Source organism: Streptomyces sp. NPDC041814, assembly GCF_055590565.1.
The window spans coordinates 383349-405188 of sequence record NZ_JBVJAM010000007.1; the positions used below are offsets into that span (position 1 = coordinate 383349).

The 21840-nt window shown below is 72.6% G+C and carries 20 protein-coding genes; 12 read left to right on the forward strand and 8 right to left on the reverse strand.

From position 1 onward, the window contains the following. The first annotated feature begins 16 nt into the window (after positions 1 to 16). Positions 17 to 1600 carry an MDR family MFS transporter gene (locus ACZ6C6_RS20415; protein ID WP_469204672.1) on the forward strand — a complete coding sequence of 528 codons (1584 nt, stop codon included), beginning with the start codon at positions 17 to 19 and terminating at the stop codon, positions 1598 to 1600. A 59-nt stretch (positions 1601 to 1659) separates the two neighbouring features. Here the strand turns inward: ACZ6C6_RS20415 and cseC are convergent, their stop codons facing one another. From cseC to ACZ6C6_RS20440, 5 genes are all read right to left on the reverse strand, one after another. Then, positions 1660 to 3015: a two-component system sensor histidine kinase CseC gene (gene cseC / locus ACZ6C6_RS20420; RefSeq protein ID WP_469204673.1), complete on the reverse strand. Its 1356-nt coding sequence runs from the start codon at positions 3013 to 3015 to the stop codon at positions 1660 to 1662. Beyond that, a complete protein-coding gene (cseB, locus tag ACZ6C6_RS20425) occupies positions 3012 to 3716 on the reverse strand; it encodes a two-component system response regulator CseB (RefSeq protein ID WP_469204674.1) in 705 nt (234 codons plus the stop codon). Before cseB ends, cseC begins: the two co-directional genes overlap by 4 nt. Before the next feature lie 10 nt (positions 3717 to 3726). Next, positions 3727 to 4452, reverse strand: a complete 726-nt coding sequence (locus ACZ6C6_RS20430) for a hypothetical protein (RefSeq protein ID WP_469204675.1) — start codon at positions 4450 to 4452, stop codon at positions 3727 to 3729. After that, a complete protein-coding gene (locus ACZ6C6_RS20435; RefSeq protein ID WP_018520495.1) occupies positions 4440 to 4988 on the reverse strand; it encodes a SigE family RNA polymerase sigma factor in 549 nt (182 codons plus the stop codon). The genes ACZ6C6_RS20430 and ACZ6C6_RS20435 overlap by 13 nt, the downstream gene beginning before the upstream one ends. Positions 4989 to 5293: 305 nt before the next feature. Next, positions 5294 to 6196 (reverse strand): HhH-GPD family protein, encoded by a 903-nt coding sequence (locus ACZ6C6_RS20440; protein ID WP_450824577.1) that lies wholly within the window; start codon positions 6194 to 6196, stop codon positions 5294 to 5296. 333 nt (positions 6197 to 6529) lie between these two features. Between ACZ6C6_RS20440 and ACZ6C6_RS20445 the strand changes: the two genes are divergently transcribed. Beyond that, positions 6530 to 7288 carry a hypothetical protein gene (locus tag ACZ6C6_RS20445; protein WP_469204703.1) on the forward strand — a complete coding sequence of 253 codons (759 nt, stop codon included), beginning with the start codon at positions 6530 to 6532 and terminating at the stop codon, positions 7286 to 7288. Positions 7289 to 7324: 36 nt separating this feature from the next. Here the strand turns inward: ACZ6C6_RS20445 and disA are convergent, their stop codons facing one another. Together disA and radA are read right to left on the reverse strand one after the other, a co-directional pair. After that, entirely contained in the window at positions 7325 to 8449 is a 1125-nt protein-coding gene (gene disA, locus ACZ6C6_RS20450) for a DNA integrity scanning diadenylate cyclase DisA (RefSeq protein ID WP_026171409.1), read from the reverse strand. Positions 8450 to 8595: 146 nt separating this feature from the next. Continuing rightward, on the reverse strand, positions 8596 to 10008 hold the full coding sequence (radA, locus tag ACZ6C6_RS20455; RefSeq protein ID WP_469204676.1) for a DNA repair protein RadA: 1413 nt from the start codon (positions 10006 to 10008) through the stop codon (positions 8596 to 8598). A gap of 135 nt (positions 10009 to 10143) precedes the next feature. On the opposite strand from radA, the gene ACZ6C6_RS20460 reads away from it, so the two are divergent. Beyond that, complete coding sequence (locus ACZ6C6_RS20460) at positions 10144 to 11985, forward strand: hypothetical protein (protein ID WP_469204677.1); 1842 nt, start codon at positions 10144 to 10146, stop codon at positions 11983 to 11985. 28 nt (positions 11986 to 12013) lie between these two features. Here ACZ6C6_RS20460 and ACZ6C6_RS20465 read toward each other — a convergent pair whose 3' ends face one another. Then, positions 12014 to 12787, reverse strand: coding sequence for a DUF3109 family protein (locus ACZ6C6_RS20465; RefSeq protein ID WP_469204704.1), 774 nt, complete (start codon positions 12785 to 12787; stop codon positions 12014 to 12016). 140 nt (positions 12788 to 12927) lie between these two features. Here ACZ6C6_RS20465 and ACZ6C6_RS20470 point away from each other — a divergent pair, with 140 nt between their 5' ends. The 9 genes from ACZ6C6_RS20470 to proC all read left to right on the forward strand — a co-directional run bounded on the left by ACZ6C6_RS20470 (position 12928) and on the right by proC (position 21319). Further along, on the forward strand, positions 12928 to 13878 hold the full coding sequence (locus tag ACZ6C6_RS20470) for a Ppx/GppA family phosphatase (RefSeq protein WP_469204678.1): 951 nt from the start codon (positions 12928 to 12930) through the stop codon (positions 13876 to 13878). Between the two features lie 92 nt (positions 13879 to 13970). After that, complete coding sequence (locus ACZ6C6_RS20475; RefSeq protein WP_469204705.1) at positions 13971 to 14786, forward strand: sugar phosphate isomerase/epimerase family protein; 816 nt, start codon at positions 13971 to 13973, stop codon at positions 14784 to 14786. Beyond that, on the forward strand, positions 14783 to 15406 hold the full coding sequence (locus tag ACZ6C6_RS20480) for a TetR/AcrR family transcriptional regulator (RefSeq protein WP_469204679.1): 624 nt from the start codon (positions 14783 to 14785) through the stop codon (positions 15404 to 15406). Before ACZ6C6_RS20475 ends, ACZ6C6_RS20480 begins: the two co-directional genes overlap by 4 nt. Positions 15407 to 15581: 175 nt before the next feature. Then, on the forward strand, positions 15582 to 17435 hold the full coding sequence (gene ilvD, locus ACZ6C6_RS20485) for a dihydroxy-acid dehydratase (RefSeq protein WP_469204680.1): 1854 nt from the start codon (positions 15582 to 15584) through the stop codon (positions 17433 to 17435). A 71-nt stretch (positions 17436 to 17506) separates the two neighbouring features. Then, positions 17507 to 18043, forward strand: coding sequence for a hypothetical protein (locus tag ACZ6C6_RS20490; protein ID WP_469204681.1), 537 nt, complete (start codon positions 17507 to 17509; stop codon positions 18041 to 18043). A gap of 31 nt (positions 18044 to 18074) precedes the next feature. After that, positions 18075 to 18857 carry a class I SAM-dependent methyltransferase gene (locus ACZ6C6_RS20495; RefSeq protein WP_469204682.1) on the forward strand — a complete coding sequence of 261 codons (783 nt, stop codon included), beginning with the start codon at positions 18075 to 18077 and terminating at the stop codon, positions 18855 to 18857. Positions 18858 to 18918: 61 nt separating this feature from the next. Continuing rightward, complete coding sequence (locus tag ACZ6C6_RS20500) at positions 18919 to 19680, forward strand: ABC transporter ATP-binding protein (RefSeq protein ID WP_469204683.1); 762 nt, start codon at positions 18919 to 18921, stop codon at positions 19678 to 19680. Continuing rightward, entirely contained in the window at positions 19677 to 20435 is a 759-nt protein-coding gene (locus tag ACZ6C6_RS20505; protein WP_469204684.1) for an ABC transporter permease, read from the forward strand. The genes ACZ6C6_RS20500 and ACZ6C6_RS20505 overlap by 4 nt, the downstream gene beginning before the upstream one ends. A 74-nt stretch (positions 20436 to 20509) precedes the next feature. After that, positions 20510 to 21319, forward strand: a complete 810-nt coding sequence (gene proC, locus ACZ6C6_RS20510) for a pyrroline-5-carboxylate reductase (RefSeq protein ID WP_469204685.1) — start codon at positions 20510 to 20512, stop codon at positions 21317 to 21319. Positions 21320 to 21840: the final 521 nt, after the last annotated feature.

Sequence of the window (21840 nt, forward strand, 5' to 3'; positions counted from 1 at the left end):
TGGGGAGTTGGGGAAGATGGCGGACCTGATCAAGACGGCGGACGGGAAGGCGGGAGGCCCACCGGCCACCAAGGCGGAGCCACCGGCTCCGCCGCAGCGCAGCGTCCGGGTGGTGGTGCTGGCCCTGATGATCGCCATGCTGCTGGCGATGCTGGACAACCTGATCGTCGGCACCGCGATGCCGACCATCGTCGGTGACCTCGGCGGCCTCGAACACCTTTCGTGGGTCGTCACGGCCTACACCCTGGCCACCGCCGCGTCCACGCCCATCTGGGGCAAGCTCGGCGACATGTACGGGCGCAAGGGCATCTTCCTCACGTCCATCGTGATCTTCCTGATCGGCTCGGTCCTCAGCGGCATGGCCCAGGACATGGGCCAGCTGATCGGCTTCCGCGCCGTCCAGGGCCTCGGCGCCGGCGGTCTGATGGTCGGCGTCATGGCGATCATCGGCGACCTCGTGCCGCCCCGCGAGCGCGGCAAGTACCAGGGCATGATGGCCGGCGTGATGGCCATCGCCATGATCGGCGGACCGCTGGTCGGCGGCACCATCACCGACCACCTCGGCTGGCGCTGGAGCTTCTACATCAACCTCCCGCTCGGCGCCGTCGCGCTGATCATGATCACCGCGGTCCTGCACCTGCCCAAGCGGGAGCGGACGAAGCGGAACGTCGACTACCTCGGCGCCGCCCTGCTCACCGTCGGCATCACCGCGATCGTGCTGGTCACCACCTGGGGCGGTTCCGAGTACGACTGGAACTCCGCGGTCATCATGGAGCTCATCGCGATCGGCGTCGCCTCGCTGGCCGGCTTCCTCTTCGTCGAGACGAAGGCAGCCGAGCCGATCATCCCGCTCCACATATTCCGCAACCGCAACTTCACGCTCATGTCCGTGGTCGGCTTCATGGCCGGGTTCGTGATGTTCGGCGCGGTGCTGTTCCTGCCGCTCTACCAGCAGTCCGTGCAGCACGCCTCCGCGACCAACTCGGGGCTGCTGCTCCTGCCGATGCTGCTGTCCATGATGGTCGTCTCGCTCATCGCGGGCCGGGTCACCACCAGCACCGGCAAGTACAAGGTCTTCCCCATCGTGGGATCGATCCTCATGGTCATCGGCCTCTTCCTGCTCGCGCAGATGGACACCGGCACCAGCCGCTTCACCTCCGGGCTGTACATGGCGGTGCTCGGGGCCGGCATGGGCTTCCTGATGCAGATCACCATGCTCGTCGCGCAGAACAGCGTCGAGCTGAAGGACATGGGCGTCGCCTCCTCCTCGACCACCCTGTTCCGTACGCTCGGCAGCTCCTTCGGCGTCGCCATCATGGGCGCGCTGTTCACCGGCAAGGTCCAGGACGAGATGGCTTCCCGCGGCGGCGGCGGGGCCACCGCGCACTCCGCCCAGCTGGACGCGGCGAGCCTGGCCAAGCTGCCGGTGCCGGTGCGCGAGGCGTACGAGTTCGCGGTGTCGTCCGGCACCCACATCGCGTTCCTCGTCGGCGCGTCCGTCGGCCTGGTCGCGGTCGTCGCCTCCTTCTTCGTCAAGGAGGTCCCGCTGCGGGGCGCGGGCCCCGAGGCCAAGCCCGCCCCGGCGGTCGCGGAGGTCTGACCGGCACGGCCGTACGCGGAGGGCTCCGGGGGCACACGCCCCGGGGCCCTCTCCCGCTTTCAGACCCGCTTCCCGTCCTCCGACTCCGCCGGACCGCGCTGCTCGGCGAACTGGAGCATCGGATAGCTGCCCGTGGCCGTCGGCGCGTGCTCGGGCAGCCACAGCACCGCGACCGCCCCGCCGCTGCCCTCCGCCGCGCCCTCCGGCGCCGCGTTCCGGAAGGTCAGCCGGGCCCCGAGCACCCGCGCCTGGCCCGCCGCGATCGTCAGCCCGAGACCATGTCCGTGCCCGGCCCGGTCGGTCGACCCGGTCCGGAACCGGCTCGGCCCCTCCCGCAGCAGCGCCGCCGGGAAACCGGGCCCGTGGTCGCGGACCCGGACCACCCGGCCCTCGACCGTGACCTGCACCGGGGTCGACCCGTGCTTGGCCGCGTTGCCCAGCAGGTTGCCGAGGATGCGCTCCAGTCGTCGCGGGTCCGTATTGACCCACGAGTCGTGGACGACCTGGACCCGGACCTCCGGGTCCAGCAGCGCCACCCGACGGCTGACGAACTCCCCGAGCGCGATCTCCTGGAGCTCGGCCCGCTCCGAGGCGCTGTCCAGCCGGGCCACCTCCAGCACGTCCTCCACCAGCGTGCGCATCGCCTGGGCCCGGTCGCGCACCAGCTCGGTCGGGCGGCCCGGCGGCAGCAGCTCGGCCGCCGTCAGCAGCCCGGTCACCGGCGTACGCAGCTCGTGCGCGATGTCCGCGGTGACCCGGCGCTCCGCCTCGATCCGCCCGTTCAGCGCGTCGGTCAGCGCGTCCACCGCGCCGGCCAGCTCGTCCGTCTCGTCGCGCACGACACCGCCGACCGCGTCCCTGACCCGGACGTCCGTGTTGCCCTGGGCGACCTTCCCCGCCGCCGCGGCGGCCTTGCGCAGCCGGCGCGAGAGCTGGCCGCCGATCAGCACGCCCAGCGCCGAGCCGCCGAGGACCACCGAGACCGAACCGATGATCAGGGCCCGGTCCAGATCGCCCATGATCGTGGTCGAGCGGTCCGCGAACCGGGTGTGCAGCGACAGCACGTTCCCGTTGCCCACCGGCACGGCAGCCCAGACGTCGGGCACCCCGCCGGAGTCGTCCACATGCGTGGCGCGGCGGTTGCGCCGGACCTCCTCGCGCAGGCTCTTCGGCATCGTCGGGTCGTTGAGCTTCGCCCCGAACCGGGGGTCGGCCTTCTTGGTCTTCTTCGCCTCGTACAGCAGCTGCGCGTAGGTCAGCCGCTCCAGCTGGACCTCGCGGGCGTTCTCCAGCATCGAGACGCGGGCCGCGTTGTGCACCACCAGGCTCAGCGCGACCGCGATCAGCGCGCCGACCGCCGCGATGGCGATGCTGATCTTCCAGCGGACGCCCGTCCGCAGGGCGGGCCGCCTCATGCCCGCAACTTGTAGCCGAAGCCGCGGACCGTCTCGATCCGGTCCTGGCCGATCTTCGTGCGCAGCCGCTGCACATGGACGTCCACGACCCGGGTGTCCCCGCCCCAGCCGTAGTCCCAGACCCGTTCGAGCAGCTTGTCGCGGGAGAGCACGGTGCCGGGTGCCGAGGAGAACTCCAGGAGCAGCCGCATCTCGGTCGGCGTCAGCCCCACCTGCGTACCGCCCCTGCGGACCTCCATGCCCTCGGTGTCGACCTCCAGGTCACCGAAGACCAGCACCCCGCCGACGGCCTCAGGCTCCGGCTGCCCGCCGCCGTCCCGGCCGCCCGACGCATGGCCGAAGCGGCGCAGCACCGCCCTGATCCGGGCCACCAGGACCGCCCCGTCGAAGGGCTTGGTGACGTAGTCGTCCGCGCCGGCCTCCAGGCCGAGGACCACGTCGATCGAGTCGGCCCGCGCCGACAGCATGATCACGGGGACCGTCGACTCGTCCCGGATGCGGCGGCACAGGCTGACGCCGTCCAGACCGGGGACCATGACGTCGAGCAGCGCGATGTCGGGCCGGTCGGCCCGGAACGCCTCGAGGCCGGCCAGCCCGTCGGGCACCGCGGTGACCGCGAAGCCGACCCGTTCCAGCGCGAGCTGGGTGGCCTCGCGGATGACGTCGTCGTCCTCGACGAACAGCACATGGGTCTCGGCCATCGGACAGCTCTCAGTTCCTGGACGGTTCCGTGGGCTCGGGAAGGTCCCCGTCGCCCGCGCCCACGGCTCGGTTGAAGTCGTTGCGCACCCGGTCCTCCTCGTTGAACCGGCCGTTCGCCCAGCGGTACGTGATCACCTCGTCGCCCGAGGGATAGGCGACCGAGTCCTTCTTCTCGTACACCTGGGTCGTCACGACCAGGTCGCCCCGGTCGATGGTGCCGTAGACGGCGGGCTGCTCGACGGCGAAGACGTTCTCGTACGTGCCGTCGGTGCGCGGCCGGTAGACGTAGGTGCCGACCCCCACCGAATCGCCGCAGGTCATCACGTTCACCACGACGTCGGCGGACGGGCCGCCGGTGATCCTGCCGTACGAGGTGTCCACCGGGTACTCGTCGCCGCTGCACGCCTTCAGGTCCATGCGGACCCGCCCGCTCACCTTCGGGTCCGCCTTCAGCAGCGCCACGGCGTCCACCCGCGGCGCGGGCTTCGCCGTGGCGGCGGCCGTCGTGCTCGGGGTGACCTGGACGACCGGCTCGGCGCCCGCCGGACCCTCGTCCCGGGTGCCCGTGCCCCCGGTGGAACAGCTGACGGCGAACAGCCCGAAGGCGGCGAGGCCGGCCAGTGCCGCGCTGCTCGCCGCCCAGCCGGTCAGCAGGCGTCTGCTCGCGCCCGGCCTCCCCCCGCCGGTCGTGCCGATGACCGTGTCGTCGTCATCGCTGCCTGTCAGGCCGCGCACCGCTCCCGCCCCCGCTCTTCGGCGAGCCGGGCATCCCGGCTCGCCGCTTCCCTGTTCTCCAGCTCCTGGCGCAGCCGCGCCAGCGCACGGTGCAGCGTGCTCTTCACCGTACCGGCCGACATGCCGAGCGCCGCGGCCGTCTCCTCCGTGCTCATCTGCTCCCAGTGTCGCAGGACGACGACACTGCGCTGCTTGGGAGCGAGCACGCCCAGGATGTCCATCAGCAGGGCGCGGTCGGCGCGCTGCTCGGTGCCGTCCTCGATGCTGGCGTCGGGCAGCTGCTCGGTGGGCACCTCGTCCAGCTTGCGGGCCCGCCACCACTCGGTACGGGTGTTGATCATGACGCGGCGCAGATAGGCGTCGGCGAGGGACTTGTCCTCGATGCGGTCCCAGCGGCCGTAGGTCCGGGCCAGCGCGGTCTGGAGCAGGTCCTGCGCGTCCACGGGGTCCGGGACGAGCCGGCGCGCACTGCGCAGCAGCGCCTCCTGCCGGGTCCGTACGTACTCTTCAAAGCCGAGCACCTCGCCCTGCGCCATCACAACCGCCTCCATCCCCGTGGATCCCCGTGGACCGCTCGTACCGCTGTCCGCCGGTGGTCGTTCCGGCTGACGTCGCAGACGCTACGGAGCGGTTGTCACGAGGCTGTGCGGGGCAGCCGTAGGCGGGCGCACGGCTGTCCATCGGTTGTGTAACAGCGCGGGGAGGAGACCGGACAAACGAGCCCGCGCCGGACGCGCGAAAGGCCCGCCCACTCCGTCATTGTCACGGAGCGGACGGACCTTGTCCGCCGTTGTTACGAAGGCGGGCGGACGCTGTTACGCGGGTGGGACGGCCCGGCCGCTCAGGTCAGCGGCAGCCGGTAGCGGCCGCCGGCCAGCGGCTCGACCAGACCGTCGGCGACCAGCCCGTCCAGAGCCCGGGCGCGCTGCACCGGCTCGTCCCAGACCGTGTCGAGCGCCGCCTGCGGCACCGGGCCGACCGCGTCGCGCAGCACGGCCAGGAGCCTGCCGCGCACCTGCCGGTCCGTGCCGGCGTAGGTCTGGCCCCGGCGCGGCGGCCCCTGGTGCGCGGGCTTCCCGGCCAGCCGCCAGGCGCACTGCTCCGCGATGGGGCAGCGCGAGCAGTCCTCGTTCTTCGCGGTGCAGACGAGGGCGCCCAGCTCCATCGTGGCCGCCGCCCAGCGGGCCGCCCGCTCGTCCTCGTCGGGCAGCAGCTCCCGGGCGAGCCTGCGCTCGGCGGCGGTCGTCGCGTTCGGCGGGTACTGGATGCCGGTCGCGGCCCGTGCGAAGACCCGGCGGACGTTGGTGTCGAGGACGGCGTGACGCTGCCGGTACGCGAACGAGGCCACGGCCGCCGCCGTGTACTCGCCGATGCCGGGCAGGGCGAGGAGCTGGGCGTGCTCGCTCGGTACGTCTCCGCCATGGCGTTCCGTTATCGCCTGGGCGGCCCCGTGCAGGCGCAGCGCGCGGCGCGGGTAGCCGAGCCGGCCCCAGGCGCGGACGGCTTCGCCGGGCGGCTCGGCCGCGAGATCGGCGGGGCGCGGCCAGCGGGCGAGCCACTGCTCGTACACCGGCAGGACCCGGCTGACGGGGGTCTGCTGCAGCATGAACTCGCTCACCATCACGCCCCAGGCGCCCGCTTCGGGGCGGCGCCAGGGCAGATCGCGGGCGTGCTGGTCGAACCAACCGATCACGGGGGCGTGGAGGGAGGCGGGGGGCGTCTGTGTCGCAGTCGTGGCAGTCATCGCACCATCGATCCTGACACGGCGTTCCGGTCACAGGCCCCACGCCCCGCGAGCCGTTGCGGCAACTGGCCGATGGGCCGTTTTCCGCCCGTCCGGAGCCGTTGACCATGAGTAAACGTTTCGTCGCACAAGGTCATTTCGGGCGCGTCCGGTGGCCGAACTGGCCCTCGCGGAATGATGATCCGCAAAACTTGGGGATCAAGGCGGCGGGTGGGGCGGGAGTTGGGCCGGATCTCTCGTACAGTTTGCGCCGTGGGATCTCTGCGCAATCCGATCGGTCCGCTACCCTCCAGCATCTACTGGCGACGGAGGGCGGTCGCGGCGGCCCTGGTCGTGCTGATCGCGCTGCTGATCGCATGGGCCGTCACCTCCGGTGGCGGCAGCGGGGATCACCACGACGACTCCAAACCGCCGGGCTCCGGCCCCGCGGGCTCGATCACGCCCGGACCTTCCGGTTCCGGCCCCGCGATCACCGAACAGCCCGGCGGGGGCGGCGAGTCGGACGGCTCCGGCGGCAGCGGCGGTGACGAGCACGGCAGTTCGGGCGGCGGTTCCGCCGGTACGGGCGGCTCCTCGGACGCCAACGGCGGCGGCCAGGACACCGGTTCGGGTTCTGCTTCCGGTTCCACCGGCTCCGGCACGGGGGAGGGGGTGCAGGCAGCGCGTCCGGTGCCGGCCGGCTCCTCGCTCGCCGACTGCGCCGCGGGGACGATCCGGATCGGCCTGAAGACCGAACTCAGCTACGCCCCGGACGAGAAGCCGAAGTTCCGGCTGTTCGTCACGAACACCTCGTCCACCGCCTGCAAGGCCGACTTCGGGCCGAAGAGCGTGGTGCTCACCGTCACCGAGGCGGGCGGGGAGGACGACGAGGTGTGGTCGTCCAAGGACTGCCCGCGCGACCCGAAGCCCGTACTGATCGAGGTGCCCGCCGGGAAGACCGTCGTGCACACCGTCGAGTGGGACCGCGACCGCAGCGCTCCCAAGTGCGCGACGCCGCCCTCGGGCAAGGCCAAGCCGGGCACGTACCTCGTGGAGGCGAAGGCACCGGGCCGGCCCGTGCAGCGCGCCTCGTTCGTCCTCGCGAAGGACTGACCGCCGGGGCGGCGCCCCGGGGGGAGCGCCTGGGGCCTACACGTACCGTTCGAGGATCGAGGACTCGGCCAGCCGGGACAGGCCCTCGCGCACGCTGCGCGCCCGGGCCTCGCCGACGCCGTCCACCGTCTGGAGGTCGTCCACGCTCGCCGCGAGCAGCTTCTGCAGACCGCCGAAGTGCTCCACGAGCCGGTCGATGATCGCGCCGGGCAGCCGCGGCACCTTCGCCAGCAGCCGGAAACCGCGCGGCGACACCGCCGAGTCCAGCGTCTCGGGCGAGCCGCTGTAGCCCAGCGCCCGCGCCACGACCGGGAGTTCGAGCAGCTCCGTGTGGGTCAGCGAATCCAGCTCGGTCAGCGCCTCCGCCACCGTGCGCGAACGCTTCGCCGTCGGCTCCGGCACGTAGTCCCGCACGACCAGCTCGCGCTCCGGCTCCACGCCCGCGATCAGCTCGTCCAGCTGGAGCGACAGCAGCCGCCCGTCCGTGCCGAGCTCCACCACGTACTCCGCGATCTCCGTCGCGATCCGGCGGACCATCTCCAGGCGCTGGGCCACCGCCGTCACGTCCCGGACGGTCACCAGGTCCTCGATCTCCAGCGCGGAGAGCGTCCCGGCGACCTCGTCCAGCCGGAGCTTGTACCGCTCCAGTGTGGCCAGGGCCTGATTGGCGCGGGAGAGGATCGCCGCCGACTCCTCCAGGACCCGCCGCTCCCCGTTCACGTACAGCGCGATCAGGCGCATCGACTGGGAGACCGAGACCACCGGGAAATTGCACTGCTTGGAGACCCGGTCGGCCGTGCGGTGCCGGGTGCCGGTCTCCTCGGTGGGGATCGACGCGTCCGGGACCAGCTGGACACCGGCGCGCAGGATCTTCGTCATGTCCTTGTCGAGGATCAGGGCACCGTCCAGCTTGGCCAGCTCCCGCAGCCGGGTCGCGGTGAATTCCACGTCCAGCACGAAGCCGCCCGTGCACATCGACTCGACGGTCTTGTCCATGCCGAGCACGATCAGACCCCCGGTGTTGCCGCGGAGAATGCGCTCCAGGCCGTCCCGCAGGGCCATTCCGGGCGCGACGGCGCTCAACGAGGCGCGCATCAGCGCCTCGTTGCCCGTGGTTTGGCCGGACTTTCCGGGCGATGCTGCCCGGTCGCTGGCTGCCACTGCACTCCTCCGGTCACAGGTTTGTGGTGCCCTCGTGGCCTGTCGCTACGGAGCAGGCCCAATCCAATCGAAGGACCCGGGGAGTGTCCGACACATCCCCTGGTCCCTCGTACCGTTCGTACGGACGGGCGAGACCAGGGCAAAGTCTACCGGCGCGCGTCGTCCTCCCGGGGGGCCTGTGCGCGGGTCCGGCGCGGGAGCGCCCTGAGCGCGTCGCCCATGTCGGCCACTTCCGTCACCTTCATACCGGCCGGGACCTTGCCCGGATCCGTCGGGACCAGGGCGTGCGTGAACCCCAGCCGGTGCGCCTCGGCCAGCCGGCGCTGCACCCCCGTGACCCGTCTGACCTCGCCCGCGAGCCCCACCTCGCCGATCGCCACCAGGTTCTTCGGCAGGGGTGTGTCGCTCGCCGCGCTCGCCAGGGCCAGCGCGATCGCCAGGTCGGCGGCCGGCTCCGACAGCTTCACCCCGCCCACCGTCGCGCTGTAGATGTCCCGCTTGCCCAGCGAGCTGATCCGGCCGCGCTGCTCCAGGACCGCGAGCATCATCGACACCCGGGAGGTCTCCAGGCCCGAGGTGGTCCGCCGGGGGGACGGGATCTGCGAGTCCACCGTCAGCGCCTGCACCTCCGCGACCAGGGGCCGCTTCCCCTCCAGCGTCACGGTCAGGCAGGTGCCCGGGACCGGCTCGTCGCGCCGGGTGAGGAACAGCCCGGACGGATCGGCGAGACCCGTGATCCCCTCGTCGTGCAGCTCGAAGCAGCCGACCTCGTCGGTCGCCCCGTACCGGTTCTTGACGCCGCGCACCAGGCGCAGCCGGGCATGGCGGTCGCCCTCGAACGACAGCACCACGTCCACCAGGTGCTCCAGGAGCCTGGGCCCGGCGATCGCGCCCTCCTTGGTGACGTGGCCCACGAGCAGCGTCGACATCCCGCGCTCCTTGGAGGCCCGGATCAGCGCCCCCGCCACCTCGCGGACCTGCGCCATCCCGCCCGGCGCGCCCTCGATCTCCGGCGAGGCCACGGTCTGCACCGAGTCGAGGATCAGCAGCGAGGGCTTGACCGCGTCGAGGTGGGCGAGCACCGCCGACAGATCGGTCTCCGCCGCCAGATACAGGTGGTCGCTGATCGCCCGGATCCGGTCGGCGCGCATCCGGACCTGGGACGCGGACTCCTCGCCCGTCACATACAGGGTGCGGTGCTCGTCGGTCGCCGCCTTGGCCGCGACGTCGAGCAGCAGCGTGGACTTGCCGACGCCGGGCTCGCCCGCGAGCAGCACGACGGCCCCGGGCACCAGACCACCGCCCAGCACCCGGTCCAGCTCGCCGACGCCGGTCGGCCGGGCGGTGGCCTGCCGGCTGTCCACCTGGCCGATGGGCAGGGCGGCGGCGGAGACCCGCCCCGCGGCCGTGGTCCGGATGGCGGGCGCGCCGCCGAACTCCTCGACCGTCCCCCACGCCTGGCACTCGGGGCAGCGGCCGAGCCACTTCGCGGTGGTCCAGCCGCATTCGGTGCAGCGGTAGGACGGCCGGTCCTTCGCGGATTTCGTACGGGCAGCCATGGCGCCACCGTATCGGTGCGGTCTGACAGCGGGGCCGGGAACGCCCGCCCCTTATCGCGCGATACGTTCACCCGTAAGGGTTAAATCCACGCAAGCGGCGCGAGCGGGGGAGGGCGCCGCGCCTACGGTCGCAAGGTGACGAGCAGCAGACTGGAGACTCCGAGAAACACTCCCGGCGCGCACCGGGGACAGCACCGCGCGCCCCACCCCTCGCACACCGCACCGAAGAAGCCGCCCGCCCGTTACGAGCCGCATCTCGACGGCCTCTTCACCTACTGCCTCTCCGTCCTCTGCGACCACGACGCGGCCACCGAGGCGCTGGGCGGCGTCCTGGCCCTGGCCGAACGGCAGGGCTCGCGCTGCCCGGCCGACGAGGAGGAACGTAAAACCTGGCTGTACGCCCTGGCCAGGTGGACGTGTCTGCGCCGGCTCGGCGAGCAGCAGCGGGGCCGCCGCGCCCACCGCCGCCCCGACCCCGCCCGCCCCCCGCACCGCAGGTCCGCCGACGAGGACCGACACGTCCCGGCGACCGCCCGCCAGGCCCGCCGCACGGGTCGCCCCGCGTCGCTCCCGGCCCCGCATCCCGCAGCCGCGCCCGCCGAGAGCCCCGCCCCGGCCGAGAGCGCCCCCGCCGCCGAGGCGCACCGCCGGGAGCTGGCCCAGCTGGCCTGGCCCGAGGCGGCGGGCACCACGCCGGAGCAGCGCGAGGCCCTTGAGCTCGCCGTCCGGCACGGGCTGGCCCCGCGCGCCGTGGCCGCCGTCCTCGGCCTCGACCCCACCGCCGCCCGCGAGCTGCTGGCCGGTGCCGCCTGCGAGGTCGAGCGGACCCGGGCCGCCCTCGCCGTCGTGGAGACGGGCAACTGCCCCACGGCCGGCCGGCTCACCGGCGACCACCGCGCGCTGCTCTCGCCCACGCTCCGCCGCGAGCTCGTCCGGCACGTGGACGACTGCCCGCGCTGCCGCCGCGCCGCCGAGCGCGCCGGTGCCGAGGGGCCGTGGCCCGGGAAGACGGTGGCCCCGGCCGCCGTGCTGCCGGTCGTGGAGGCCCCGAGACCGTCCGCGTACGTGGCCATGCTGCATGCGCAGAAGCACCAGAAGAATCGGTCCGCCACACCGCGCTTCGACCGCACCGGCTTCCCCATGGACCCCAAGGACCACGCCGCGCGCCGCGACCGGCTGCGCTCCCGGGTCATGACGACGACGGTCGTCGCCACCGTGGTCGCCGCCCCGGTCATCGCCCTGTGGTCCGCCTACCGGGGCGCACCCCTGACCGGCGAGGGCCGCGACGGCTCGGCGGTCAGCGCGGCCGACAACGAGACCGGCGGCGCCGAGACCCCGTACGCCCCGTACGAGAACGCCGGCAACGCCCGCCCGGACACCGGCTCCCGCTTCACCGGCAAGGACTCCCTGCCGGAGGTCTCCGCGGAGATCATCAGCAAGGGCGCCGACCCCTCCCGCGACCCCGCCGCACCCGGCGAGGGCCGGCTCACCGTACGGACCAGCACCGTCGGCTCCGCGACCCTGATCACCCTCACCGCGTCGGAGGCCGGACCGGTCTCCTGGTCCGCCGCCACCGACCGGTCCTGGGTCAGCCTGAGCCGTACCTCCGGGAAGCTCCCGGCCGGCGGCAGCGTCACGATCCGCGCTCTCGTGGACCACGCGCGGCAGCCCGCGGGGCCCTGGACCGCCCACCTCACCGTCGCCCCCTCGGGCGCGGTCATCGCCCTGCACGGCTACGGGGCCAAGGCGCCCACTCCCGGCGCCTCGCCGCGCGGTCTCCACCCGCGTCCGGCCAGGCCGAGTGCCGGTTCGCCGGACCCGACGCCCACGCCGGACCCGTCCACGCCGACGCCGGATCCGACGGACCCCACGCCCACACCGACGGAGACCGACCCGGGCCCGACCCCGGACCCGACCGGCTCGTCGGAACCGCCCGCCCCGCCGAAGGGCCCGAGCACCCCGCCCCCCGCGGACTGACCGTGCGGCCGGATCCGGAGAAGGGGCCCTACGCCGGGTCCGCCGGGTGCGGGGCCATCGGCAGCAGCGAGGCGAGCCGCTGCTCGCAGAGCTCGGTCAGCGTGTCGTACGCCTCCTTGCCCATCAGCTCGATGAGCTCCGGCCGGTACGACACGTACACCGGCTCGCCGGCCCCGTGCGCCGAGGTCGCCGACGTGCACCACCAGTGCAGGTCGTGGCCGCCCGGGCCCCAGCCCCGCCGGTCGTACTCACCGATCGACACCTGGAGCACCCGCGTGTCGTCGGGCCGGTCGATCCACTCGTACGTACGCCGTACGGGCAGCTGCCAGCACACGTCCGGCTTGGTCTCCAGCGGTTCCCGGCCCTCCCGCAGCGCCAGGATGTGCAGCGAGCAGCCCGCCCCCGCCGGGAAGCCCGGCCGGTTCTGGAAGATGCACGAGCCCTGCCAGCGACGCGTCTGGCGGTCGCCGTCCTCGTCGGTCTGGGTCCAGCCCGTCTCCGTACCCACGTCGTGGAACTGCCACAGCTCCGGAGTGAGGCGCGCGACATGACCGGCCACGCGCTTCTCGTCGTCCTCGTCCGAGAAATGGGCGCCCAGCGTGCAGCAGCCGTCGTCCGCGCGGCCCGCCTGGATGCCCTGGCAACCGCTGCCGAAGATGCACGTCCACCGGGACGTCAGCCAGGTCAGATCGCAGCGGAAGACCTGCTCGTCGTCGGCGGGGTCGGGGAACTCCACCCAGGCACGCGCGAAGTCCAGCTCCGTCTCGTCGGAAGGATCCGGCTCCGCGGCCGGGGTGTGCATCTCCACTTTCTCGACATGCTTGATGTCCTGCGGGGTCTCCGCCTCGATGTCCCGCTTCTTCGTGGCTTTGCCCGGCTTCGCCTTTTTCGTCTTTGGCACGGGCCCAGAGTAAGTGCCCCGCCCGCAGTAGCGTTCGCGGTATGAGACTCGGAGTCCTCGACGTGGGGTCGAACACGGTTCATCTGCTGGTGGTGGACGCCCACCCCGGCGCCCGTCCGCTGCCCGCGCACTCGCACAAGGCGGAGCTGCGCCTCGCCGAACTCCTCGACGGGGACGGCGCGATCGGCCCGCTCGGCGTGGACCGGCTGGTCGGGACGATCGCGGGCGCGCTCGAAGCCGCCGAGGACAAGGGCTGCGAGGACGTCCTCGCCTTCGCCACCTCCGCGGTACGCGAGGCGAGCAACGCCGACCAGGTGCTGGAGCGGGTACGGGAGGAGACGGGCGTCGACCTCGCGGTCCTCAGCGGTACGGAGGAGGCCCGGCTCACCTTCCTCGCCGCCCGCCGCTGGTACGGCTGGTCGGCGGGCAAGCTGCTGGTCCTCGACATCGGCGGCGGCTCGCTGGAGATCGCGTACGGCATGGACGAGGAACCGGCCGTCGCGGTCTCGCTGCCGCTGGGCGCCGGGCGCCTCACCGCGGGCTGGCTGCCGGGCGACCCGCCGGACCCGGCCGAGGTCAAGGCGCTGCGCCGGCACGTACGGGCGCGCATCGCCCGCAGCGTCGGCGACTTCGCCCGCATCGGCCGCCCGGACCACGTGGTGGCCACCTCCAAGACGTTCAAGCAGCTCGCCAGGATCGCGGGCGCGGCGCGCTCCGCCGAGGGCCAGTACGTGCCGCGCACCCTCAGCCGCAAGGCGCTGGAGGAGTGGGTGCCGAAGCTGGCCGCGATGACCGCCGAGGAACGCGGGACGCTGCCCGGCGTGTCCGAGGGCCGGGCCGCGCAGCTGCTGGCCGGGGCGCTGGTCGCGGAGGGCGCGATGGACCTGCTCGACGTGGACGAGCTTGAGATCTGCCCGTGGGCGCTTCGCGAGGGCGTGATCCTGCGCCGCCTGGACCACCTGCCGGCGGAGGGGGAACCGGCGCTGGAGTGAGGGGGCCGGCCCGTGGTGCGGCTTGTCACTTTCCGCCGCTCTCCCTCGGCGAGGCGCACCAGTGCCCGTACGCTGTCTGCGTGGCAGAACCAGTGGTGCGCGTCCCGGATGCGAAGGTCGCCCTGTCGACGGCCTCGGTCTATCCGGAGTCGACGGCGACGGCCTTCGAGATCGCCGCGCGCCTCGGCTACGACGGCGTCGAGGTCATGGTCTGGACCGACCCGGTCAGCCAGGACATCGAGGCGCTGCGCCGGCTCTCCGACTACCACCAGGTGCCGATACTCGCCGTCCACGCCCCGTGTCTGCTGATCACCCAGCGGGTCTGGTCGACCGATCCGTGGGTCAAGCTCCAGCGGGCCCGCGCCGCCGCCGAGAAACTGGGCGCGTCGACGGTCGTCGTGCACCCCCCGTTCCGGTGGCAGCGCAACTACGCCCGCGACTTCGTCAGCGGAATCTGGCGGATGGCCGACGAGACGGACGTCCGGTTCGCCGTCGAGAACATGTACCCGTGGCGCTACCGGGACCGCGAGATGCTCGCGTACGCCCCCGACTGGGACGTCACCAACGACGACTACCGGCACTTCACGGTGGACCTGTCGCACACCGCCACCGCGCGGACGGACGGCCTGGCCATGGTGGACCGGATGGGCGACCGGCTGGCCCACGTCCACCTGGCTGACGGCAAGGGGTCCAACAAGGACGAGCACCTGGTCCCCGGCCGGGGCGACCAGCCCTGCGCGGAACTGCTGGAGCGGCTGGCCGTCTCCGGCTTCGACGGGCACGTGGTCATCGAGGTCAACACCCGCCGCGCGATGTCCACCGCCGAACGCGAGGCCGACCTCGCCGAGGCGCTCGCCTTCACCCGGCTCCACCTCGCCGCGTCCACCGAGCACGCCCCGCGCCCATGACCACGGACGCACCGGCCCCCAGGCGCCGGGGCCGCCCCGCCCGCGCCGCGTCGGACACCGGCCCGGACGCGCGCACCCGCATCCTGGAGGCCGCCCGCACGGAGTTCGCCGAGCGCGGCTACGACAAGACCTCGGTCCGGGGCATCGCCCGCGCGGCCGGCGTCGACTCCGCGCTGGTCCACCACTACTTCGGTACAAAGGACGAGGTCTTCGCCGCCGCGATCGAGCTGTCCTTCGAGCCCGCCCTGCTCGTGCCTGCCGTCCTCGAAGGCGACACCGAGGACGTGGGCGAACGCCTGGCCCGCGCCTTCATCGCGATCTGGGAGAACCCGGCGACCCGGGCCCCCCTCCTCGCGGTCCTCCGCTCCGCCCTCACCCACGAGGCCGCCGCGAAGGTCCTCCGGGGCTTCGTACTGCGCCGCCTGCTGGAGCGCGTGGCGGCGGGCCTGGACATCCCGGACGCGACGTTCCGCGCGGAGCTGGCGGCGTCGCACATGGTGGGGATCGCGATCCTGCGGTACGTGTTGCAGGCCGAGCCGTTGGCGTCCGCGCCGCCGGAGAAGATCGTGGCGATGGTGGCCCCGACGCTCCAGCGGTATCTGGCGGAGCCGTCCGCGTAACCCCGAAACCCAGCCCCGGTTCCGGAAAGGGGCGGGGTGGGGAGCAGGCCCGCCGCAGGCGCTCCGCTGCCGCCCCCTCCCTGAACGCTTCCGCATAGCGGACACCCGGTCCACATCCTGGCACCGACGGCGTACGCTCAAGAACAGTCTTCAACGCAGAAGGAGCGAAAAGACGATGCCCACGCTGAGGTCCCGCACAGTCACCCACGGCCGCAACATGGCGGGCGCCCGCGCCCTTATGCGCGCCTCCGGGGTACCCGGCGCGGACATCGGCCGGAAGCCGATCATCGCCGTCGCCAACAGCTTCACGGAGTTCGTGCCGGGCCACACGCACCTGGCCCCCGTCGGCCGGATCGTCAGCGAGGCGGTCACCGCCGCCGGAGGCATCCCGCGCGAGTTCAACACGATCGCCGTGGACGACGGCATCGCCATGGGCCACGGCGGCATGCTCTACAGCCTCCCCTCCCGCGACCTCATCGCGGACAGCGTGGAGTACATGGTCGAGGCACACTGCGCGGACGCCCTGATCTGCATCTCCAACTGCGACAAGATCACCCCGGGCATGCTCAACGCCGCCCTGCGCCTGAACATCCCGACCGTCTTCGTCTCCGGCGGCCCGATGGAGTCGGGCCACGCCACGCTGGTCGACGGCACGGTGCGCACGCTCGACCTGGTCGACGCGATGTCGGAGGCGGTCAACGACAAGATCTCCGACGAGGACATCCTCCGCATCGAGGAGAACGCCTGTCCCACCTGCGGTTCCTGTTCTGGCATGTTCACCGCCAACTCGATGAACTGCCTGACCGAGGCCATCGGCCTCTCCCTCCCCGGCAACGGATCGGTCCTGGCCACCCACACCGCCCGTAAGGCGCTCTACGAGAACGCCGCCCGCACGGTGCTGGACCTGACCCGCCGCTACTACGAGCAGGACGACGAGTCGGTCCTGCCCCGCAACATCGCCACGGCCGCCGCCTTCGGGAACGCCATGGCACTCGACATCGCGATGGGCGGCTCCACCAACACGATCCTGCACCTCCTGGCCGCCGCCCAGGAGGCGGGCGTCGCCTACGGCCTGACCGAGATGGACGCCCTGTCGCGCCGCGTCCCGTGCCTGGCCAAGGTCGCCCCGAACGTCGCCAAGGACCGCACGTACTACATGGAAGACGTGCACCGCGCCGGCGGCATCCCCGCCCTCCTCGGTGAACTGCACCGCGCGGGCCTGCTCAACGAGGACGTGCACTCCGTGCACAGCCCGTCGCTGGACGACTGGCTGAAGACCTGGGACGTGCGCGGCGGCTCCCCGGCGCCGGAAGCGGTCGAGCTGTGGCACGCCGCTCCCGGCTGCGTGCGTTCGGCGGAGGCGTTCTCCCAGTCCGAGCGCTGGGAGTCCTTGGACCAGGACGCCGAGGGCGGCTGCATCCGCTCCGCGGAGCACGCGTACTCCAAGGACGGCGGCCTCGCGGTGCTGCGCGGCAATCTGGCCGTGGACGGATGTGTCGTGAAGACGGCGGGTGTCGACGAGTCCATCTGGACCTTCGAGGGCCCGGCCGTCGTCTGCGAGTCGCAGGAGGAGGCCGTCCAGAAGATCCTCACCCAGCAGGTCAACGAGGGCGACGTCGTCGTCATCCGCTACGAGGGCCCCAAGGGCGGGCCGGGCATGCAGGAGATGCTCTACCCGACCTCGTACCTGAAGGGCCGCGGCCTCGGCAAGACCTGCGCCCTGATCACGGACGGCCGGTTCTCCGGCGGTACGTCGGGCCTGTCCATCGGCCACGCCTCGCCCGAGGCGGCCTCCGGCGGCGCGATCGCGCTGGTCGAGGACGGCGACCGGATCCGGATCGACATCCCGAACCGCTCGATCGACCTGCTGGTCTCCGACGAGGAGCTGGCCGCCCGCCGCGAGGCCCTGAACGGCGTGTACGCCCCGAAGAACCGCGACCGCAAGGTCTCGGCCGCCCTCCGCGCGTACGCCGCGATGGCCACCAGCGCCGACCGGGGCGCCGTCCGCGACGTCTCGAAGCTGGGCTGACCCGGCCGTGCCGGGGGGGCCGTACGCCACGGCCCCCCGGCCGCTGCCGCGCCTGCGGGATAATCGACCCCGTGAGCGAGAACAGCGAGACCCCCGAAAGCGCGACCCCCGGCCCGTCCGGGTCCGCGACCCCGCAGGGCCCGCAGCCCGAGCCCATCCGCTTCTTCGGGACCACGTGGGTCGCCCACGACGGCCACTACGGCCTGCGCCGCGCCGGAGCCGCCGTCGGCTCCCTCCTCGCGGCCGTCGCCGCCTGCTTCGTCCTGCGCTTCGCTTACCAGGGCCTGGAGATCGCCGACGTCGGCGGCTTCGTCGGCGTGCTCGTCGTCGCGATGTTCGCCATCTGCAGCGCGATCGCCTTCCGCAAGACCTGGGAGGGCTTCGGCCGCCGCCCCGCCGACCCGGCCCGCGAGGAGAACCTGCGCGGCCTGAAGGCCATCGGCTTCGTCGGCTCGCTGCTCGCGTACTTCTTCCGTACGTTCACCGAGGCGCCCGGCGAGAAGCTGAGGCGTACGGAGTACGAGGAGGCCGTCGCCCGGTACACGAAGCGCCGCGCCTCCCGCACCGGCAACCCGGCCGCCCGCAAGAAGAAGGGCCGGCGCGGCTGACGCGTCCCGGGCCGCGGGGCACGATGGCCGCATGACCACGACACACTCACCGGACGCGGTCCCGGGCCCCTCGCGCGCCCTGTCCTTCGACCGCGCCGCCGCTCAGTACGCCGCCGCCCGCCCCAGCTACCCGGACGCGCTGTTCGACGCCGTCGAGGACATCGCCGGACGCCCCCTGCGAGGAGCCCGCACCCTGGACGTGGGCGCGGGCACCGGCATCTCGACCCGCCGCCTCCTCGACCGCGGCGCCCGCGTCGTCGCCGTCGAGCCCGGGCCCGGTATGGCCGCGGAGCTGCGCCGGGGCCTCCCCGGCGTCCCGCTCGTACGGGGCGACGGCAACCGGCTCCCCTTCGCGACCGCCTCGGCCGACCTGATCACGTACGCCCAGTCCTGGCACTGGACCGACCACGCCCGCTCCGCCGCCGAGGTCCGGCGCGTCCTGCGGCCGGGCGGCACGCTCGCCCTCTGGTGGAACGTCGCCGACAACACGGTCCCGTGGCTCGTCGCCCAGGAGGAACGGCTCGTCCGGTTCTTCGGCGTCGGCCCGGAGCAACTGGGCCCCAGGCGCTCGGCCGTCGAGGACCGCGACCTGCCGCCGGACCTCGCCTTCACCTACCGCCGCGTCCCGTGGACCCGGCGCGTCCCCCTCGCCACCCACCTCGACAACCTCGGCAGCCACTCCGTGTTCCTGACCGCCGACGACGACGCGGCCCGGAACTTCCTCGCCGAGGAGCGGGCCCGGCTCCTGACGGAGTTCCCCGACGGAACGGTGGAGGAGGCGTACGTCGTGGAGCTGCACGCGGCCGTGCGCTGAACCGCAGCGGCCCCGCCCGGTCCCTTGACGGCGGCGGTCCCGCGGAGCCAATATTCATCACATGATGAATTCTTCGGGCGTCGCCGTCGAGGCCCGTGGCCTCACCGTCCAACGAGGCAGCCGCACGGTCCTCAAAGGCCTCGACTTCACTGTCGGACCCGGCAGGATCACCGGCCTCCTCGGCCCCTCCGGCTGCGGCAAATCCACCCTGATGCGCGCCGTCGTCGGCACCCAGGCCAAGGTCACCGGCACCCTCCAGGTCCTCGGCAGCCCCGCAGGACACCCCTCCCTCCGCCCCCGCGTCGGGTACGTCACCCAGGCGCCCTCCGTCTACACCGACCTCACCGTCCGCCAGAACCTCGACTACTTCGCCGCGGTCCTCCAGCCCGGCCGCGCCCACCGCGCCGCCCGCCACGAGGCCGTCACCCGCGCGGTCACCGAGGTCGACCTGACCAGCCACGAGGACGCCCTCGCCGGCAACCTCTCCGGCGGCCAGCGCACCCGCGTCTCCCTCGCCGCCGCCCTCCTCGGCACCCCCGACCTGCTCGTCCTGGACGAACCGACCGTCGGCCTGGACCCGGTCCTGCGCCGCGACCTGTGGCAGCTCTTCCACACCCTCGCCGCCGAACGCGGCACCGCGCTCCTCATCTCCTCCCACGTCATGGACGAGGCCGAGCGCTGCCACCGCCTCCTCCTCATGCGCGAGGGCGAGATCCTCGCCGACGACACCCCGGACGCCCTGCGCACCGCCGCCGGCACCGACACCGTCGAAGCGGCCTTCCTCCACCTGGTCGACGCAGCCCGCAAGGAGAACGCCCGATGAGCAGCACGACAGCCCCCCTGAGCCCGGCCCGCACCCTCGCCACCGCCGCCCGCGTCCTGCGTCAACTCACCCACGACCCCCGTACGGTCGCGCTGCTCCTGCTGATCCCGGTCCTCCTGATCACGCTGCTGCGCTACGTCTTCGACGGCAGCCCGCAGACCTTCGACTCGACCGGCGCCTCCCTGCTCGGGATCTTCCCGCTGATCACGATGTTCCTGGTGACCTCGATCGCCACCCTGCGCGAACGCACCTCCGGCACCCTGGAACGCCTGCTCTCGATGCCGCTCGGCAAGGGCGACCTCATCGCGGGTTACGCCCTCGCCTTCGGCGCCGTCGCCGTCCTCCAGTCGCTCCTGGCCACCGGCCTGTCGGTGTGGGCCCTCGGCCTGGACGTCATGGGGTCGCCGTGGCTGCTGCTCCTGGTCGCCCTGCTCGACGCGCTGCTCGGCACGGCACTCGGCCTCTTCGTCTCGGCATTCGCGGCCTCCGAGTTCCAGGCCGTGCAGTTCATGCCCGCGGTGATCTTCCCGCAGCTGCTCCTCTGCGGCCTCTTCATCCCGCGCGACCAAATGGCGCCGTTCCTGGAGGCCATCTCGAACGTGCTGCCGATGTCGTACGCCGTGGACGGGATGAACCAGGTGCTCCACCACACCGACGTCACCGGGGACTTCGTGCGGGACGTCCTCGTCGTGGCGGGATGCGCCCTGCTCGTCCTGGCCCTCGGCGCCGCCACCCTCCGGCGCCGCACCGCCTGACGGGGCGGTGCGAGGATGGCGCCGACGAGCACTGAGCACCGCGCACATCGAGCACCGCCCGGAGGGTGAACGGCATGACCCAGACAGTTGCAGTCCTCGGTACCGGCAAGATCGGCGAGGCCCTGCTCAGCGGGATGATCCGGGCCGGCTGGCGCCCGTCGAACCTGCTGGTCACCACCCGCCGCTCGGACCGGGCCGCCGAACTGCGCGACCGCTACGGCGTGGACGCGGTCACCAACGCGGAGGCCGCCGAGCGGGCCGACATCCTCATCCTCGCGGTCAAGCCCCAGGACATGGGCCGCCTCCTGGACGAGCTCGCCCCGCACCTCACCGCAGAGCGCCTGGTCATCAGCGCGGCGGCCGGCATCACGACCGCGTTCATCGAGGACCGCCTCTCCGCCGGCACCCCGGTCGTCCGCGTCATGCCGAACACCCCCGTCCTGGTGGACGAGGGCATGTCCGTCATCTCGGGGGGCAGCCACGCCACGGGGGAGCACCTCGCCTCGACGGACGCCATCTTCAAGGGCGTCGGCAAGACCCTGCGCGTCCCCGAGTCCCAGCAGGACGCGGCCACCGCCCTCTCAGGCTCGGGCCCGGCGTACTTCTACTTCCTGGTCGAAGCCATGACGGACGCCGGCATCCTGCTCGGCCTGCCGCGCGCCCAGGCCCATGACCTCATCGTCCAGGCCGCGATCGGCGCCGCCGTGATGCTCCGGGACAGCGGCGAGCACCCGGTCAAGCTCCGCGAGGCCGTCACCAGCCCGGCGGGCACCACCATCAGCGCCATCCGCGAGCTGGAGAACCACGGCGTACGCGCGGCCCTCATCGCCGCACTCGAAGCGGCCCGCGACCGCAGCCGCGAACTGGCCTCCGGCAACGGCTGACACCCACGCGTCGGCCCCGGTCAACCCCGGGGTTGACACGCCCCCTCCCGATCCGTAGTGTGCTCCGAGTTGTCCGACGTGAGCGCCGACCCCGGTCGGTCCCCGGACAGCCATTCCGCAAGAAACACAACGAGCACGCGACAGCTGTCGCATGTCTTGGCGTGCGCTTATGCGAAATGAGGAATCCGCGTTCGAAAGAGCGTGACCCCGATTGGCGTCGGGGCCCAGGATTCCGCTAATGTCTCACTCGTCGGAAGGGCCCAACAGCCCGGAAGACAAGCCCCGCTGACTGGGAATCAGGCCCGAAAGGATCTGATAGAGTCGGACTCGCCGGAAAGGGAAACGCGAAAGCGAAGAACTGGAAAGCGAAAATCGCTTGACCCGCTTCGACCGGGAATCGGACACGAAAGAGTCTGATAGAGTCGGAAACGCAAGACCGAAGGGAAGCGCCCGGAGGAAAGCCCGAGAGGGTGAGTACAAAGGAAGCGTCCGTTCCTTGAGAACTCAACAGCGTGCCAAAA

What these genes read in the sequence shown, in the direction of transcription:
- ACZ6C6_RS20495 (WP_469204682.1), top strand. Translation starts at nt 18,075, where the DNA reads ATGACCACGACACACTCACCGGACGCGGTCCCGGGCCCCTCGCGCGCC.
- radA (WP_469204676.1), bottom strand. Translation starts at nt 10,008, where the DNA reads ATGGCTGCCCGTACGAAATCCGCGAAGGACCGGCCGTCCTACCGCTGC.
- cseC (WP_469204673.1), bottom strand. Translation starts at nt 3,015, where the DNA reads ATGAGGCGGCCCGCCCTGCGGACGGGCGTCCGCTGGAAGATCAGCATC.
- ACZ6C6_RS20480 (WP_469204679.1), top strand. Translation starts at nt 14,783, where the DNA reads ATGACCACGGACGCACCGGCCCCCAGGCGCCGGGGCCGCCCCGCCCGC.
- ACZ6C6_RS20415 (WP_469204672.1), top strand. Translation starts at nt 17, where the DNA reads ATGGCGGACCTGATCAAGACGGCGGACGGGAAGGCGGGAGGCCCACCG.
- ACZ6C6_RS20505 (WP_469204684.1), top strand. Translation starts at nt 19,677, where the DNA reads ATGAGCAGCACGACAGCCCCCCTGAGCCCGGCCCGCACCCTCGCCACC.
- ACZ6C6_RS20440 (WP_450824577.1), bottom strand. Translation starts at nt 6,196, where the DNA reads ATGACTGCCACGACTGCGACACAGACGCCCCCCGCCTCCCTCCACGCC.
- ACZ6C6_RS20435 (WP_018520495.1), bottom strand. Translation starts at nt 4,988, where the DNA reads ATGGCGCAGGGCGAGGTGCTCGGCTTTGAAGAGTACGTACGGACCCGG.
- ACZ6C6_RS20465 (WP_469204704.1), bottom strand. Translation starts at nt 12,787, where the DNA reads ATGCACACCCCGGCCGCGGAGCCGGATCCTTCCGACGAGACGGAGCTG.
- proC (WP_469204685.1), top strand. Translation starts at nt 20,510, where the DNA reads ATGACCCAGACAGTTGCAGTCCTCGGTACCGGCAAGATCGGCGAGGCC.
- ACZ6C6_RS20470 (WP_469204678.1), top strand. Translation starts at nt 12,928, where the DNA reads ATGAGACTCGGAGTCCTCGACGTGGGGTCGAACACGGTTCATCTGCTG.
- ilvD (WP_469204680.1), top strand. Translation starts at nt 15,582, where the DNA reads ATGCCCACGCTGAGGTCCCGCACAGTCACCCACGGCCGCAACATGGCG.
- cseB (WP_469204674.1), bottom strand. Translation starts at nt 3,716, where the DNA reads ATGGCCGAGACCCATGTGCTGTTCGTCGAGGACGACGACGTCATCCGC.
- ACZ6C6_RS20500 (WP_469204683.1), top strand. Translation starts at nt 18,919, where the DNA reads ATGATGAATTCTTCGGGCGTCGCCGTCGAGGCCCGTGGCCTCACCGTC.